Genomic DNA, 14140 nt, shown 5'->3' with positions numbered 1-14140 from the left:
CTAGTCAGCCACCTTTCCCAGTTCTACCTTTAAGAAAAAGCGATTCCTCCTTAGAGGAATCGCTCATACTCTTACTTATTTTTCCTCTGCACTTACAACAATTCCACAAGCTTGTCTATCGCCTGCATCACCTGTTTTCAAGGTATCTTCATCTGGTCCCTTTTCTCCATTAGCTTCATAACGGTCAGGGATATTAGCAAAATTGTCCGGATTTGCATGAACGATGACAGCCAGCTCTTCTTTCTTCAATTGGTCTACCGTTATGTTATCTAATGTTGCCTTATATTTGGCAGTCCCATCTGCTTTTACATAAAGGGGAGGCATATCTCCAGCATGACTGGAGTGCGTTTCATCAGTTGGATTGAAGTGTCCTCCTGCTGTAGTAAAAGGACCTTCCTTTGCATCAGCCTCACATGCTGCGTTTTCGTGAACATGGAATCCATGATAGCCTGGCTCTAAGCCTTCCAAAGTGGTCTCAATTACTACGGAATTCTCTTCCTCGGAAAAGTTGACAGTACCTAATGTTTTACCTTCTACATCTTTGACTTCTGCCTTCACCTGCGGATCTACCTCCGTTGGAGAATCTTGACTCACTGTTTTTGTATCTTCAGCTTTTCTGTCGGTATCATTTGAATTATCCTCTGAATTACATCCATACAGTAAAAAGGCAGCACACATAGGCAGCATAAGTTTTTGTTTATAGTTCATGTTAAATTCCCTCTCTCTCTGTTATGTATATTCTACTTAATACTTTCCACTATCATGGAAGAATAAACAGAAATCGGGATAAATAGGAAAATAGATTATACTATTGAGAGGAAACACCTTACTAATTTCACAGTCAAAGATTTTTTATTGTAGCTTAATAGACTCACATTTTACAATGAGATAACGCCGAAAGTAATGGCCGCTATCGTCATAACGATTGTTGTCCCAAACGCCCATTTAAATAGGAATTTTTGATGGTCTCCAAAATCCACTCCTACAAGGCCAATCAAAATGAATGTCGCAGGTACCAATGGGGATAAGGGGAACCCTGTTGTTGAATGACCTAACAAAGCGGCCCTGCCTATTTCTACAGGAGTAAATCCAAAGTTCGATGCAGTTTCACTTATAATAGGAAGAATTCCAAAGTAATAGGCATCAGGTGAAAAAATGAAGCCCATCGGAATGCTCGTTAGCGCTACCACTAATGGCAAATGTGCACCAAGCCAATCTGGAATAACTGTTACGATAGAAGCTGCCATCGAATCCATCATTTTTGTTTCCGTGAACACACCCGTAAAAATCCCGGCGGCGAAAATTAATGTACAAATCATGACAAAACTATTGGCATGACTTAGAATTCTTTCCTGCTGTTCTTGTGGATTTGGAAAGTTAACAAATAAAGCTATCGCAAAAGCAGAAGCAAATAAGATTTGAATTGGCAGCACTTCCATCACCAACAACACCATAAGTAAAATTGTTAAGAACCAATTAAACCAAAATAACTTTGATGTTTCATTAGAAGCTTCAACAGCCGCAGCCTGCTCACTCATTCCAGAAGGCATAGCAGTCTCCATCGGACTAACACCTAATCTCTCTCTCCCTTTTGCCAAGTATATAAGACGCAAACAGTGTCCATAACAGACCGCAAATCATAACAGGTATAAGAGGGATGAATAAATCTGATACTTCCACTTGAAGACTGGCGGCCGCTCTCACCAACGGACCTCCCCAAGGAATAATATTCATGACCCCTGCAGCTAAACCAACAACACTGGCCAATACAAGCCTGTTCATCCCTAGCTTCATATAAAGCGGCAACATTGCCGAAACGGCGATCATAAATGTGGAAGAACCGTCTCCATCTAAACCTACTAACATCGTTATAATGGCAGTAGCCATGACAATTTTTAGCGGGTCGCCTTTTACAAAACTCAGTATTTTTGCGATCATAGGTTCAAATAAACCAACGTCAATCATCAAACCAAAATATAAAATAGCAAAAACAATCATGACTGCTGTTGGTGTTACCTTTAAAATGCCTGCCACCATCATTTCACCCATTTCAGAAGCAAACCCGCCAATCAAGCCAAAAGCTATAGCAGTGAAGATGAAAGCGACAACTACGGATAGACGCTTTGTGATGACTAAGACAAGAAACGTTAAAATCATGCAAAACCCTAGAATAGATAACATGTGAAAATCTCCTTTAATTTGAAAAGTAAACGCACTTCTTTTTAATGAAATCTACAGTCCCCTTTCATTTTTCTAACTTTTCTGAAAAATCAATATTTTCTCATTATATCATTGGATCTTTCATTAAAAAACAGGTTTTTCAAACTAGAACTACCATGTATCCCAAAAACTCATCCAAAATCAAATTCGTTTAATAAGTTAGTATAATTCTGTATACTATTATTTAGGAACCCGAAGTTTATTTCGGAGGAAAGAAGTGTTGCTTGTAAATGAATGCTAATAAATTAGCTAAACGGAATTTATTCATTATGTGGTTCGCCAACTTCTTCATTGGCGGAAGCATGACGATGGTTCTTCCATTCATATCTTTATACATTGGTACATTCGGCAATTATTCTACTCAATATATCCAGCATTGGTCCGGATGGACATTTGGAATTACTTTTGTGACTGCCTTTTTATTTTCACCTATTTGGGGGCGGATTGGAGACAGGTACGGGAGAAAGAAAATCTTGATAGCCTGTGCCTTTGGAATGGGGCTGTCTATTTTCTTAATGGGCTTTGTTCAAAATGTATGGCAGCTATTCGTCTTAAGAATGTTCATGGGAATATTCACTGGCTTCATTTCTATGTCGCAGGCCTTTATTTCCACCCAGACACCGAAGGAAATTGCCGGACGCGTTTTAGGAACATTGCAAACGGGTAATATAACTGGCTCACTCTTCGGACCATTGATTGGTGGCATACTTGCAGACACTCTCGGCTATTCAACAGCCTTTAAATTCACCTCTATTACGATTTTCATATCTGGACTACTCGTTTTTGCAACCAGAGAATACCAAGTGGAACGACAAAAAGGAACAAAGACAAGCTATACAAGCAGGGAGGTTCTCTCGCATATCTTACGTAATCCCATCCTAGTGAATGTCATGCTCATTTCGACACTTGTTCAGGTTGCCCACTTCAGCATCCAGCCTATTCTATCTTTATACGTTGGCGAGTTGCATGGAACTTCCAATCTAGGATTTTATTCAGGTATCGCTTTTTCTGCAGCAGGCCTTGGGAATTTATTGATGGCGCGGCACTGGGGCAAAATAGGTGATCGGCATGGACATGTGAAGATTCTTGTGCTGCTACTTTTTCTGACTGCTACTGTCTACTTGCCTGGTGCCTTTATTAATCATTTTTGGCAGCTTGTTTTTGTACGTTTCATACTAGGTATGGCCATAGGTGGCATCATCCCTGTAAGAATTGCCTACATTCGCCAAGAAGCGCCTGTTGCAATGCAGGGGGAAGTACTTGGTTACAATACGAGTCTACGCTTTTTAGGCAATATCATCGGACCTGCAATGGGCGGAATGGTCGCTGGCTTCTATGGATTCTCAGCTGTTTTCATCACGACCAGCACCTTGCTTTTCATCGCCGGGCTTGTCCTTTATGCCGCAATGCACCGCAATCCAGAGTTAGCCAGATCACATTAATCACAATTCCGCAAAACAGCCTGCTTCCAATTTGGAAACAGGCTGTTTTATTCTACTAACAGAAAACACCCTTTAAATGATAAATAAATGACTAAAACGTGTCCACATATAATAGAATAATTCAATTGAATATTTAAATGGAGCATTTTTTTTATTAGACTAACCGGACCGGGTTAGGATAGTAACAATTAAAGGAAAATAAACTAATTTTATAGAATTAATAAAGAAGTTTGTTTTCATGGAGAGATGTCTGAATGGCAAAATTGATTTATCATGTTGCATGTACACTTGACAACTTTATTGCAGATTTGAATGGGGTAGCTGACGATTCAATCTTTTTATACGAAGGTGAGCACGTTACAGATTTCATTTCCGATATACAGCAATATGATGCGGTCTTAATGGGTCGAAAAACGTACGAATACGGCTTTCAATTTGGTCTTAAGCCAGGCGAACCTAGTGCTTATAAAGGACTGAAGCATTATATTTTCTCAAATACCATGCAGTTTGAATCCAACGATGAAGTGAAATTAATAAAAGGCAACGCAGTGGATTATATACACAACCTCAAAATTACAGAATCCGGTAAATTATGGCTAAGCGGGGGTGGCCAGCTAGGTGGTACGTTAATCGAACATAAACTCATTGATCAATTAGTGTTAAAGGTCAATCCCGTTATGATTGGTGAAGGCATTCCTCTATTCGGCAGTGTTAAACCTCGTTTGACCTTAGAATTAGTTGATTTGAAACAATATACGAATGGAGTAGTAAAACCAACTTATAATATTATTTATTCTTAGGATATGTTGATTTTCCAGGAATTTACGGGTGCCTTACTTCAAAATGGAGATGGCTTCGGCAGCTCTTTTTCTTATGGGGCTATCCAGGCAAGCTTGTTGAAGTAAAAGGGCAGTATAACGAAATATAGGATTTGTAAGGCTATTTATAACCATTTACTTTAAGGAGGCTTTAGAATGAATCTAAAAGCTGTATTATTAGAACAAATGGATGCTTGTTATGACGAAATGAGCTGGTTTGTACCCCTTAACATCGCCATAGATGGACTCTCAGCCGAACAAGCTGCTTGGAAAACTGGGGACAGCAATTCCATATGGCAAATAGTTAACCATCTAATTTTTTGGAATGAACGGTATCTAAACCGATTCAAAGGTTTACCACTTTCCCAAGAAGAAGTCAACAATGACGATACGTTTGATTGTACCAATCCGAATGAAACCAATGAAGAATGGCAATCCTCAGTATTGCAGTTACATAGAGTAATGTCTGATTGGGCTGAAGCTATTAAAGAATGCGATGAAGTAAAATTTCATAGTGCTGCATATAAGGAATCTGATTCACCTTGGTCGTCAGTTATTGCTAATATCAATATTCATAATGCATATCATATCGGACAAATCGTGGAAATAAGAAAAACACTAGGGGTATGGGATTCTAAAAATGGAGTTAATTAACCCCTTCAGTATGGAAAATGATCATAATTTTTCATAAAAGAATCATACAATTGTATATGTTACGAGCATGTTTGATCATCTTTTTTTCAAAACATGCTCTTTTTACTTGTTCATTTTTCAAGGTCATTTGTATGAATTCGGTCATACATTTAAAGACCATACCAGTTGTTCGGTTTCAGCAAGTAATTCCTTCTGAATGTAAAAGACTCGTCAACCTGTCCATTAAACTCAGTACCTTTGCTACACTCCATTTTGCAATAAACACCGAATATCGGGTGCCTTGCGCCTTGTGGAATTGCAACGCCCGCTTGAACAGTTCAAGTGCTTCCTCAAGTTTTCCATTCTCAACTTTTGCCCAACCAATGTTGTTATATAACTATCCTCAAAAGGCTTGCTTTAGGACGCTTTTCGGCATAGTCTAGCGCTTTCAAATTCCATTCCATACGTTTCTCCGGAGTTCAGCAATCCCCAAATATACGCTGCATCAACAGCATAATAATCCTCACTGGACTGGTTTCCTAATTCACATGCATTGAGGAATAGCTGAATAGCGTCCAATGATCGAGATGAGGAATTAAAAACTCCTCGTTCCAGAAAATATCTAATTCGTGCCACAACTAAATCCTCTTTCAATAATCTCTCTTCACGATCCAACGTCTCATACGCTGTTCTGTATTTTGCGCAATCCCTGAGAGTGTACAACTTGAGTCAAAAGTTCAGCAAAGTATCCAATGTCTTCGGAGTCCACTGCTTGCATTAGCAACTGCAAATTTCTGCAAAACCGCATGTTTAAAGACCTGTGATACTGTATATGAATTCGTCCCAATACGATTGGCTATCAAATGCCTTACCTCCTTTACTAAAACTAAAACGATTCATTAAATTGCTTCCCAAATTGCAGCAATCCCTTGACCTCCACCGATACAAAGCGCAGATACGCCATACTTTTTCCCGCGTCTTTGCAATTCATAAATTAGGGAAAGTGAAATACGTGCACCACTGGCGCCTAGCGGATGGCCTAAAGCCACAGCACCTCCGTTGACATTTCCAATTTCAGGATCAAAATCAAGCAGTTTTTGGCACCCAAGATATTGAGCAGCAAATGCTTCATTAATTTCAACAAGATCGAGATCCTTAATATTCATACCTGCCTTTGAAAGCGCTTGCTGAATAGCTGTAACTGGACCTAATCCCATTAATTTTGGATCAACGCCGGAGATTCCATAGGAAACAAGGCGGGCTAAGGGTTTAATGTTAGTTTTTTCAGCATAATCTGAAGATGTTAGAATGACAGCTGCCGCTCCATCATTGATACCACTTGCATTGGCTGCTGTAACGACCCCATTATCTTTAAACCGTGCTTTTAGCTTGGATATTTTTTCATACGTTGAAGCACGAGGATGTTCGTCCTGGTCAATATTTACTTCGCCTTTTCTTGTTTTAATAGCTACTGGGGTAATCTCTTTGCCAAAGTAACCTTTTTCAATTGCGGTTAGTGCCCGCTCATTACTTCTTACAGCAAACTGATCGCAGCTTTCTCGGGTGATACCATACTCTGCGGCAATATTTTCTGCCGTGATGGACATCGTGCAATCTCCATATGGATCATATAGGGATTCCCATAGAAAATCGGCCATTGGTGCTTGCCCAAGAGGGATCCCAAAGCGTGCTCCACGAATAACGTGAGGAATTTGGCTCATATTTTCCGCTCCACCAGCAAGAGCTACCTGTGATTCACCAAGTCTGATGGTTTGGGCTGCCGATACAATTGCCTGCAATCCGGAACCGCATAAACGATTGACGGTAAGCCCTGGTGTTGACATCGGGATACCAGATTTCAATCCAATATGCCTACCTAGGAACACAGCGTCGCCGCTTGATTGAATAACATTCCCCATCACTACTTGATCTACTTCATCTGGTTTTATCCCTGAACGAGTCATCGCTTCCTTAGAAGCTATTACACCGAGGTCAATTGCTGAAACATCTTTGAAAGATCCCCCGAATTCAGTAAATGCAGTTCTTGCTCCCTCTATTAAAACAATATCGTTTCCCGCCATGCTTTGTATCCTCCCTTTTTTAAGGGGACGCTGGCGCCCCCATTTTGTTATTTAAAATTAGCTTTTCTTTTTTCTACAAAAGCCTGCATGCCTTCCTTACGGTCAGGAGAGGCAAATGAGTTACCAAAGCAAGCTAGTTCAATATCCAGTGCCGTATCTAAGTCTGCATTGGCGCCTGCATTGACTGCCTTTTTCATCATCTTTATCGCCATCGAAGATTTACCAGCCAATTTAACTGCCCATTCTTTCGCTTCAGTCAACAGTTGATCTGCTGGAACGACTTTATTAACAAAACCAAGCTCATAGGCTCTTTCACCTGAGAACATTTCGCCAAAATACAAAATTTCCTTAGCCGCTTTTTGTCCAACTAAACGTTGAAAACGCTGAGTTCCTCCCCCTCCTGGTATAATCCCAAGATTAATTTCCGGAAATCCGAATTTTGTCCGTTCAGAACAAATAATCAAATCACAAGCAAGGGCAAGTTCCGCACCGCCGCCTAAAGCCAGACCATTTACAGCTGCAATTATAGGTTTTGACAACCGTTCCATTTTTTCAAAAGCTCCTCGGGAAATTTCATTATTCTGTAGAATCTCCAATTCCGTCAGGTCCATCATCTCTTTAATGTCTGCGCCGGCTGCAAATGATCGATCACCACTGCCCGTAATAATCACTGCTCTTACCCTGCTGTCACGGTCCAATTGATCCATAAGCATGGAAAGTTCTTTAAAAGACTGCCAGTTTAATGGATTGTGAGGCGGTCTATTCAAATAAACAGTTGCTACACCTTGCGCAATTTCATATTTCAACACTTCTAATTCTACTTTTATTACACCCTCATTTTTTGTCGTGGTCATAAAATCCAGCACCTGCCTTTTTACCTGTACGTCCTGCATTTACGATTTGGCGGATAAGTTGAGGAGCTGCAAAACGCCCGTCTTTAAATTCATCATAAAAATAATCCATGACGTGCAAACCAATATCGACGCCTGCAAAGTCCTGCAATTCAAAAGGACCCATTGGATAATTCAAGCCCAATCTAACAGCCTTATCAATATCTTCATAAGAAGCTACCCCTTCTTCAGCCAATTTGATGGCTTCGATGAATTGCGGAATCATGATTCTGTTCACGATAAATCCAGGCGAGTCTTTTTTGACTTCAATTGGTTCTTTGCCAAATGCCCTTGAAAGCTCCATTAATTTCGATATGGTATCATCGCTTGTATTATAGCCACGGACCACTTCCACTAATTTCATGATTTGCGCCGGGTTAAAGAAATGCATACCCGCTACCTTCTCAGGCCGCTTGGTCGCTCCCGCAATGACTGTGATTGACATCGATGAAGTATTGGTAGCAATTATCGCTTCTTCGCCAAGAACGTTATCTAACTGGGAAAATATCGCTTTCTTCGCTTCCAAGTTCTCGATGATTGCTTCGATAACAAAGTTGGCCTCCTTTAGATCTTCCAAATTAGTCGTTGTTGTGATTCTTCCCAGCACCTCAGGCTTTTGCCCTTCCTTCATCTTGCCTCTTGCTACGCTTTTATCCATGTACGTTTCCATTCTATTAATCGCATTATCTAAAAACCGATCTTCTACATCACATAAAATTACTTTGAAACCGGATAACGCTGCTTGATGAGCGATTCCTCCCCCCATTGTTCCTGATCCTACGACCCCGATAATTGTCTCTGCCATTTTCATTTCCTCCTTTTTTGTTAGCTCAATATCTCTTTTGCAATGACGACACGCTGTATTTGATTTGTACCTTCGTAAATTTGCATGATTTTAGCATCACGGAAATACTTCTCAACTGGATATTCCCGAATGAATCCGTAACCTCCGTGAATTTGCACCGCATCTTCGGCTACTTTCATGGCGGTATCAGCGGCGAAACATTTAGCGAAAGAAGCATGCTTCGCTGAAGGCGTTCCCTGTTCCAAGAGAAAGACAGATTTATAAACCAATAACCTTGATGCTTCGATGGTCATCGCCATATCAGCCAGCATGAATTGGATGGATTGGAAATTAGCGATTGGCTTTCTAAATTGCTTTCTTTCCTTCGCATAATTTAAAGCGCTTTCATAAGCTCCCTGTGCAATTCCTACTGCCTGGGCTCCAACCATTGGCCTTGCAAAAGAAAGGGCTTTCATAAAAACCTTAAAACCATTTCCTTCTTCTCCGATTCGATTTTCAAGGGGTACAAAGACATCATCGAAGATAACCGAAGCTGTGTTAGAAGCTCTAAGCCCCATTTTCTTTTCCTTTTCACCAACCCTAATACCTTCAGAATCTCTTTCGACAACTAAAGCGGTAAAAGAATTTTCCCCATTTTCAAGCGTCTGTTTGGCGAGTACTACATAGAAATGAGCATAACTTGCGTTGGTGATAAAACACTTTTCCCCATTTAATATGTAACCGTCACCTTTTCTTACAATAGTTGATGACATGCCAGATACATCACTGCCTGCGCCCGGTTCTGTTAAGGCAAAAGAAGCATATTGACCTTCTTCGGTTAAACGTTTCAAATATTTTTGCTTAAGTGATTCATCCCCACCAACTAAAATTGGATAAGATGAAAGTGAATTAGCTTCCAATGAAGTTGCTATGCCAGCACAGCCTCTTGCTATTTCTTCCACGATTAAGGCATGTGATAATTTATCAATTCCAGGACCCCCGTATTCCTCAGGAATAGATAGATTGAAAAGTCCACATTCCCTCAACTTGTTCATGATTTCTACTGAAAAAGCCTCTCTTTCGTCGAACTCTCTTGCTAGTGGAATGATTTCAGCATTCACTACATCCCTTGCCATGGAAACAATCGCTTGCTGATCATCTGTTAAGTTGAAATCCATAGTTGCCCTCCTAATTGACTGAATTTTTATTTTATTATCTTATAATTGTCATTATATCTCCATAAATTAACCAGTTATAGGTACATAGCGTACTAAACGGCTCCCTTTAATTCGTATGTTTTGTACCAATCGAGATCCATAGAGTAACCAACTGTGTTTCATACCCTCAGCTTGAATAACCAAATTTTATATTTGAGACGTTCCCATATATCCAATAATCATATTCAGTCTGGCTAACACCTTGGAAAGTTCACTTATCATGGGTTCTTTCCATCATTTGTTCTTTACCATAATAGATAAGTATTTTTTCTGCACTTCCAAAACGAATTGATTTTTATGTTAAGATTATTTTAGGCAAATTTTATGAAAATAAAAGACGCAAAGCCACGGGCCTAAACCAACAATTTAGTTGTCATGGCAGCCGGGTTGCCAAGATATATCTTGATTAGATTAATTAATTATTTATTTCTTGCCCCCTTTTTAATTTGCCTAAAATTAGATAAAAGAGGGTTTTATATGTTTTTTCCTACTATTTATTCAGCTAATACAGATGAGAGACACATAGTTAAAGACAAATATACTTGTGCATGCGGCGCAAGATATAATGTATTCACTATGTTAAACAGAAGGGATCTAAGAAAGATTAGCTTCAAGCATTATAAAGAAGTAACATGTCCCGAGTGTAAATCAAGCATTATATATAAAGAATAGTCTAGACTTGCTTGCTCTCTCTTGGAACATAGACGTAAATTCTATCCACTCTATCACTTCGAAACAGAAGCTCTCACAAGTAGCTTTTTCCTTTGCGCTGGCTTTCTTTCCTTCTTTCTTCATAGGCTTTCTTGAGCTTGAGTCTAGTTCAACCCCACCATATATCATATAAGATGAAGATAGAAAGCTTGTGCAAGTAACAAACAGCTTATAAACTCTTTTATTACTACAAAAAAAAGACCCCTTCAAGGTCTTTATCATTGATTATGTTGGGGACACATTTTGTCAATCTATGACTAGCTAGATTGATATAGATCATGAAGTTTATAAGCAATCATCAGATTTAATCGCGTTTCTGCATCTTCTAAATTCATGTCTAGAATGTCACGAATTCTTTCCAACCTGTAGCGCAGAGTACTGCGGTGTATGAAAAGTACATCCATGGTATTTTTCAGATTTCCGTTATTAAATAAATAAGCTCTTAATGTATTCAGAAGATCTGCTCCACTTCCCTTTTCATAATCCATCAACGGAGCTAAATATTTTTTGAGAAATAAATCGGCAAGTTCAGGGTCTTTCAGGTTATTTAAAAGAGAATACGAGCCCAATTCATCAAATATAACTGGGCCATTTTTGGGGAAGCCATTTCGGCTAACATTATAAGCATGCATGGCCTGTTTGTAGGCATAATAATAATCCTCCAGCTTATCCGTCGCCCCTCCCACTCCCATATAAATCGTCAAGGAAAGCTTCTTGAAAATCGGTTGCTCTCTAAGATATTGATATAACTCTCCCCAATACGAGGAAGCCAGGTCTTTTTCTCTTTCTACTGGAATCATGAGAATCATCATATCATCTCTTTTAGTCACGATGATTTCTTTGTATTTAAGATACAGCTGTTCTTTCATATGATCCCATTCAGAGGCTTTTTCCGCTTCTCTCTCAATCAGGTTCGAATGGGAAGGTAAAGATTCCTCTTCCAGTTTTAATACAGCAATCCGGTGTGGCCGATATAAGTCTATGTTCATTAGCGTCGCGTATTCCACTATTTTGGCCTTATCCTCTATCTTCTCTTCAAACAGTTTTGTTATATAACTGTCCTTCACCTGCTCTTTAGTTTCCATAATCAGTTTTTGTTTGATGAACTGAATGGCATATACATTTAGGGCATGTCCAATTGTTAAATTCGTAACCTCATCCACAGCATTCTTATTTGTGATGATCGCTAAATAGCCTAATAATTCTCCACTTCCTATAACCGGCCAAAAACCAATCGATGTCGAATCCTTTTTTAAATCCCCGAGCCATATTCCCCGTTTTTCCTTACCAATTTTCGCTTTCTCTTTCTCGATAAGACTATATATATCGGGAAGTGAATATTCATCCTCGTTTTCTAGGTGAATAGAGATGTACCTAAAAAATCTATCAAAAAGTATAATCGAACAAGACAACAACCTGCTGAGGGTATCCGTGATGACATCAAAATCTTCCCCGTACAATGTCTCTTTGACCAGTTCCTGTTGATAGCCCATAATCCTTTGTAACCGCTGCTTTAAATAAATTTCATTTAAATATAGCCTAGCGTTTTCAAATAATGCGGCCACATGGTTTGATAAGAATTTTAGAAGCTCGAGATCCCCCACTGTGAATGCACCCATTGCCTTATTGGCTAAATGAATCATTCCCACAGTCTTAAGATTGACCACCAACGGAACCGACAACTGAAAGCCACCCGATTTTTCAAAAAATGGAAAGTATGTACTTAATTTATTCTCTCCTCTAACCGCAATAGTTTCTTCCAGTTTAGGAGAGCCTATCAAAGGGCTTTGCAAATAAAAACAGTTTTCCGATTCATTGAACAAATAGATGGAGGCGTCCTCCGCCATCGTACCTTGGCATGATAGCTCTAGCACCTTTTGCACTAACTCTTCCATCGATGAACCCGGTGTCACATTTTCATTGACCCATCTTATGCTGCTTAACTTTCGTTTCTCAAATTCCTTCTCCTTTGCAAGCTGCATAGCAACTGCGACATCTTTTCCAAATTCAACAAAAATTTGCTCAACTTCAGAAATTAAAGGAACGAAATTATGAAAACCAATAATACAGAACCCATAGCTGATTCCATCATCTTTTAAAGGAACAGTAAACCAGGTTGAAATTCTTTCATTTTTCATTAACTTATAAAATTTGCAATTGAGGCTGCTTTCTTTTTTCCTACTAATATCCCATCCTTCTTCGAGAATCTCCGGAGAGCATTCACTTAGGTGAATTGGAAAAGAATCTGCAAAATGCGGCGAACCGCCTTTCCAGACTTTTGGATATAAGATATCATCTTCTCTTAAAACGATTGCCACGAAATCCCATGAAAACTCCAATTGAAAGGATTCTACCGTAAAATCCAAAGTTTCCTGAATTGTATCGAATTTCACTAAATTTCTTGCAGTCATTCTCAAATGCGTTTCAATTTTTTCTACTAATTTAGTTCTCTTCTCACTTTTATTCATAGGAGCATCCCCTGTTCTTATCCATTGTTGAAGAATAACCTACTGTAAATACAGAAAAATCAGTATATTAATAGTAACATATAGCAAAAGGTAAACAGAAGTCTTTGGAAATTCAAACATTTAAATCCAATGATTCTTATGTTAGTGCATTGTTTCCTTCTATAAATATTATCGGCAATAAAAATGCTTCTTTCTATCATGTTGCAGATTCTTGAATGAATAGCCCATATTGAGCATGATTTTCTTCTCGGCTAAAATTTCTAAAGTGTCGGTTGAAAAAACAGAGGACGCTCAGGCTAATAAAATTATTTATCGTATAACCGGATAATTATTTTTTGCCTCGGTCCAGGACTTTGTTTCCAAGTTCGAGGTATATGAAAAGTCTGATTCTATCACCATTGATTTTTCCCATTCAAAAATATGGGATGCTTCTGCAGTCGGCGCAGTTGATAAGGTTGTCCTTAAATTTCAGTTGGTGATTCTTCCCAGATACTTGGTCTCGATCAGGAAAGTTCCCAATTGCTTGAAAAGCTCGCCACTTATGATAGTAAAATATCTTAAGTTTAAATTTTGCTGAATAGAAACTTTTTAAACTGACAAAATAGATACATGAAATATATCTAGATGGAAGGAGTAAAAAGTATGATATCCGAGCAGGATTATACGGCAGCAAACCTGTCACAAGATTTACTGAATGAACTAAAAAGCTTTGAAAGTAAACTAGGCCAGGACGCAAATAAAGAACTAATTGTCATCGCCTATGAAAAAGAGAAGGATGCTTTGAATTAAAAAAAAGACTCAAACGTCATTTAAATGACTTGTTTGAGTCCTTTTTTATAGACATGATTGAAAATTGATTATTAAAGTTCATAGAAA

The 14140-nt window shown here is 38.9% G+C and carries 12 protein-coding genes, 1 pseudogene and 1 riboswitch; of the genes and pseudogenes, 4 read left to right on the top strand and 9 right to left on the bottom strand.

The window, feature by feature from the left end:
* Window positions 1-75: 75 nt before the first annotated feature.
* Together ACQKMR_RS19160 and ACQKMR_RS19155 are read right to left on the bottom strand one after the other, a co-directional pair.
* Window positions 76-708 carry a superoxide dismutase family protein gene (locus ACQKMR_RS19160; protein ID WP_427698733.1) on the bottom strand — a complete coding sequence of 211 codons (633 nt, stop codon included), beginning with the start codon at window positions 706-708 and terminating at the stop codon, window positions 76-78.
* A 170-nt stretch (window positions 709-878) separates the two neighbouring features.
* Window positions 879-2181, bottom strand: a pseudogene (locus ACQKMR_RS19155) (CitMHS family transporter).
* Window positions 2182-2450: 269 nt separating this feature from the next.
* Here ACQKMR_RS19155 and ACQKMR_RS19150 point away from each other — a divergent pair.
* From ACQKMR_RS19150 to ACQKMR_RS19140, 3 genes are all read left to right on the top strand, one after another.
* Complete coding sequence (locus tag ACQKMR_RS19150; RefSeq protein WP_427698732.1) at window positions 2451-3662, top strand: MFS transporter; 1212 nt, start codon at window positions 2451-2453, stop codon at window positions 3660-3662.
* Window positions 3663-3916: 254 nt separating this feature from the next.
* Window positions 3917-4462, top strand: coding sequence for a dihydrofolate reductase family protein (locus tag ACQKMR_RS19145; protein ID WP_427698731.1), 546 nt, complete (start codon window positions 3917-3919; stop codon window positions 4460-4462).
* A 174-nt stretch (window positions 4463-4636) separates the two neighbouring features.
* Window positions 4637-5134: a DinB family protein gene (locus ACQKMR_RS19140; protein ID WP_427698730.1), complete on the top strand. Its 498-nt coding sequence runs from the start codon at window positions 4637-4639 to the stop codon at window positions 5132-5134.
* 396 nt (window positions 5135-5530) lie between these two features.
* On the opposite strand, the gene ACQKMR_RS19135 is transcribed toward ACQKMR_RS19140, so the two are convergent.
* The 7 genes from ACQKMR_RS19135 to ACQKMR_RS19105 all read right to left on the bottom strand — a co-directional run bounded on the left by ACQKMR_RS19135 (window position 5531) and on the right by ACQKMR_RS19105 (window position 13264).
* A complete protein-coding gene (locus ACQKMR_RS19135) occupies window positions 5531-5749 on the bottom strand; it encodes a hypothetical protein (protein WP_427698729.1) in 219 nt (72 codons plus the stop codon).
* A gap of 101 nt (window positions 5750-5850) precedes the next feature.
* Window positions 5851-5976 carry a hypothetical protein gene (locus ACQKMR_RS19130; protein WP_427698728.1) on the bottom strand — a complete coding sequence of 42 codons (126 nt, stop codon included), beginning with the start codon at window positions 5974-5976 and terminating at the stop codon, window positions 5851-5853.
* Window positions 5977-6012: 36 nt separating this feature from the next.
* Window positions 6013-7194, bottom strand: a complete 1182-nt coding sequence (locus ACQKMR_RS19125; protein WP_427698727.1) for an acetyl-CoA C-acetyltransferase — start codon at window positions 7192-7194, stop codon at window positions 6013-6015.
* Window positions 7195-7241: 47 nt separating this feature from the next.
* Window positions 7242-8048 carry an enoyl-CoA hydratase/isomerase family protein gene (locus ACQKMR_RS19120; protein ID WP_427698726.1) on the bottom strand — a complete coding sequence of 269 codons (807 nt, stop codon included), beginning with the start codon at window positions 8046-8048 and terminating at the stop codon, window positions 7242-7244.
* Complete coding sequence (locus ACQKMR_RS19115) at window positions 8029-8889, bottom strand: 3-hydroxyacyl-CoA dehydrogenase family protein (RefSeq protein ID WP_427698725.1); 861 nt, start codon at window positions 8887-8889, stop codon at window positions 8029-8031. The genes ACQKMR_RS19120 and ACQKMR_RS19115 overlap by 20 nt, the downstream gene beginning before the upstream one ends.
* Window positions 8890-8909: 20 nt before the next feature.
* On the bottom strand, window positions 8910-10046 hold the full coding sequence (locus tag ACQKMR_RS19110) for an acyl-CoA dehydrogenase family protein (protein WP_427698724.1): 1137 nt from the start codon (window positions 10044-10046) through the stop codon (window positions 8910-8912).
* Window positions 10047-10389: 343 nt separating this feature from the next.
* A riboswitch (cyclic di-GMP riboswitch) is annotated at window positions 10390-10480 on the top strand.
* A 573-nt stretch (window positions 10481-11053) separates the two neighbouring features.
* Window positions 11054-13264, bottom strand: a complete 2211-nt coding sequence (locus ACQKMR_RS19105) for a helix-turn-helix domain-containing protein (protein WP_427698723.1) — start codon at window positions 13262-13264, stop codon at window positions 11054-11056.
* A gap of 642 nt (window positions 13265-13906) precedes the next feature.
* Here ACQKMR_RS19105 and ACQKMR_RS19100 point away from each other — a divergent pair.
* Window positions 13907-14053, top strand: a complete 147-nt coding sequence (locus ACQKMR_RS19100; protein ID WP_427698722.1) for a hypothetical protein — start codon at window positions 13907-13909, stop codon at window positions 14051-14053.
* Window positions 14054-14140: the final 87 nt, after the last annotated feature.

Origin of the sequence: Peribacillus sp. NPDC096540 (genome assembly GCF_050278525.1) — a bacterium.
GTDB lineage: Bacteria > Bacillota > Bacilli > Bacillales > DSM-1321 > Peribacillus.
Note: the sequence above shows the minus strand (reverse complement) of the source record. Positions and strands in the feature narration are given on the sequence as shown.

Bases quoted from the DNA above. Each gene is read 5' to 3' on its own strand.
- ACQKMR_RS19160 (WP_427698733.1), bottom strand. From the start codon at position 708: ATGAACTATAAACAAAAACTTATGCTGCCTATGTGTGCTGCCTTTTTA.
- ACQKMR_RS19140 (WP_427698730.1), top strand. From the start codon at position 4,637: ATGAATCTAAAAGCTGTATTATTAGAACAAATGGATGCTTGTTATGAC.
- ACQKMR_RS19100 (WP_427698722.1), top strand. From the start codon at position 13,907: ATGATATCCGAGCAGGATTATACGGCAGCAAACCTGTCACAAGATTTA.
- ACQKMR_RS19110 (WP_427698724.1), bottom strand. From the start codon at position 10,046: ATGGATTTCAACTTAACAGATGATCAGCAAGCGATTGTTTCCATGGCA.
- ACQKMR_RS19115 (WP_427698725.1), bottom strand. From the start codon at position 8,889: ATGGCAGAGACAATTATCGGGGTCGTAGGATCAGGAACAATGGGGGGA.
- ACQKMR_RS19120 (WP_427698726.1), bottom strand. From the start codon at position 8,048: ATGACCACGACAAAAAATGAGGGTGTAATAAAAGTAGAATTAGAAGTG.
- ACQKMR_RS19150 (WP_427698732.1), top strand. From the start codon at position 2,451: ATGAATGCTAATAAATTAGCTAAACGGAATTTATTCATTATGTGGTTC.
- ACQKMR_RS19145 (WP_427698731.1), top strand. From the start codon at position 3,917: ATGGCAAAATTGATTTATCATGTTGCATGTACACTTGACAACTTTATT.
- ACQKMR_RS19105 (WP_427698723.1), bottom strand. From the start codon at position 13,264: ATGAATAAAAGTGAGAAGAGAACTAAATTAGTAGAAAAAATTGAAACG.
- ACQKMR_RS19125 (WP_427698727.1), bottom strand. From the start codon at position 7,194: ATGGCGGGAAACGATATTGTTTTAATAGAGGGAGCAAGAACTGCATTT.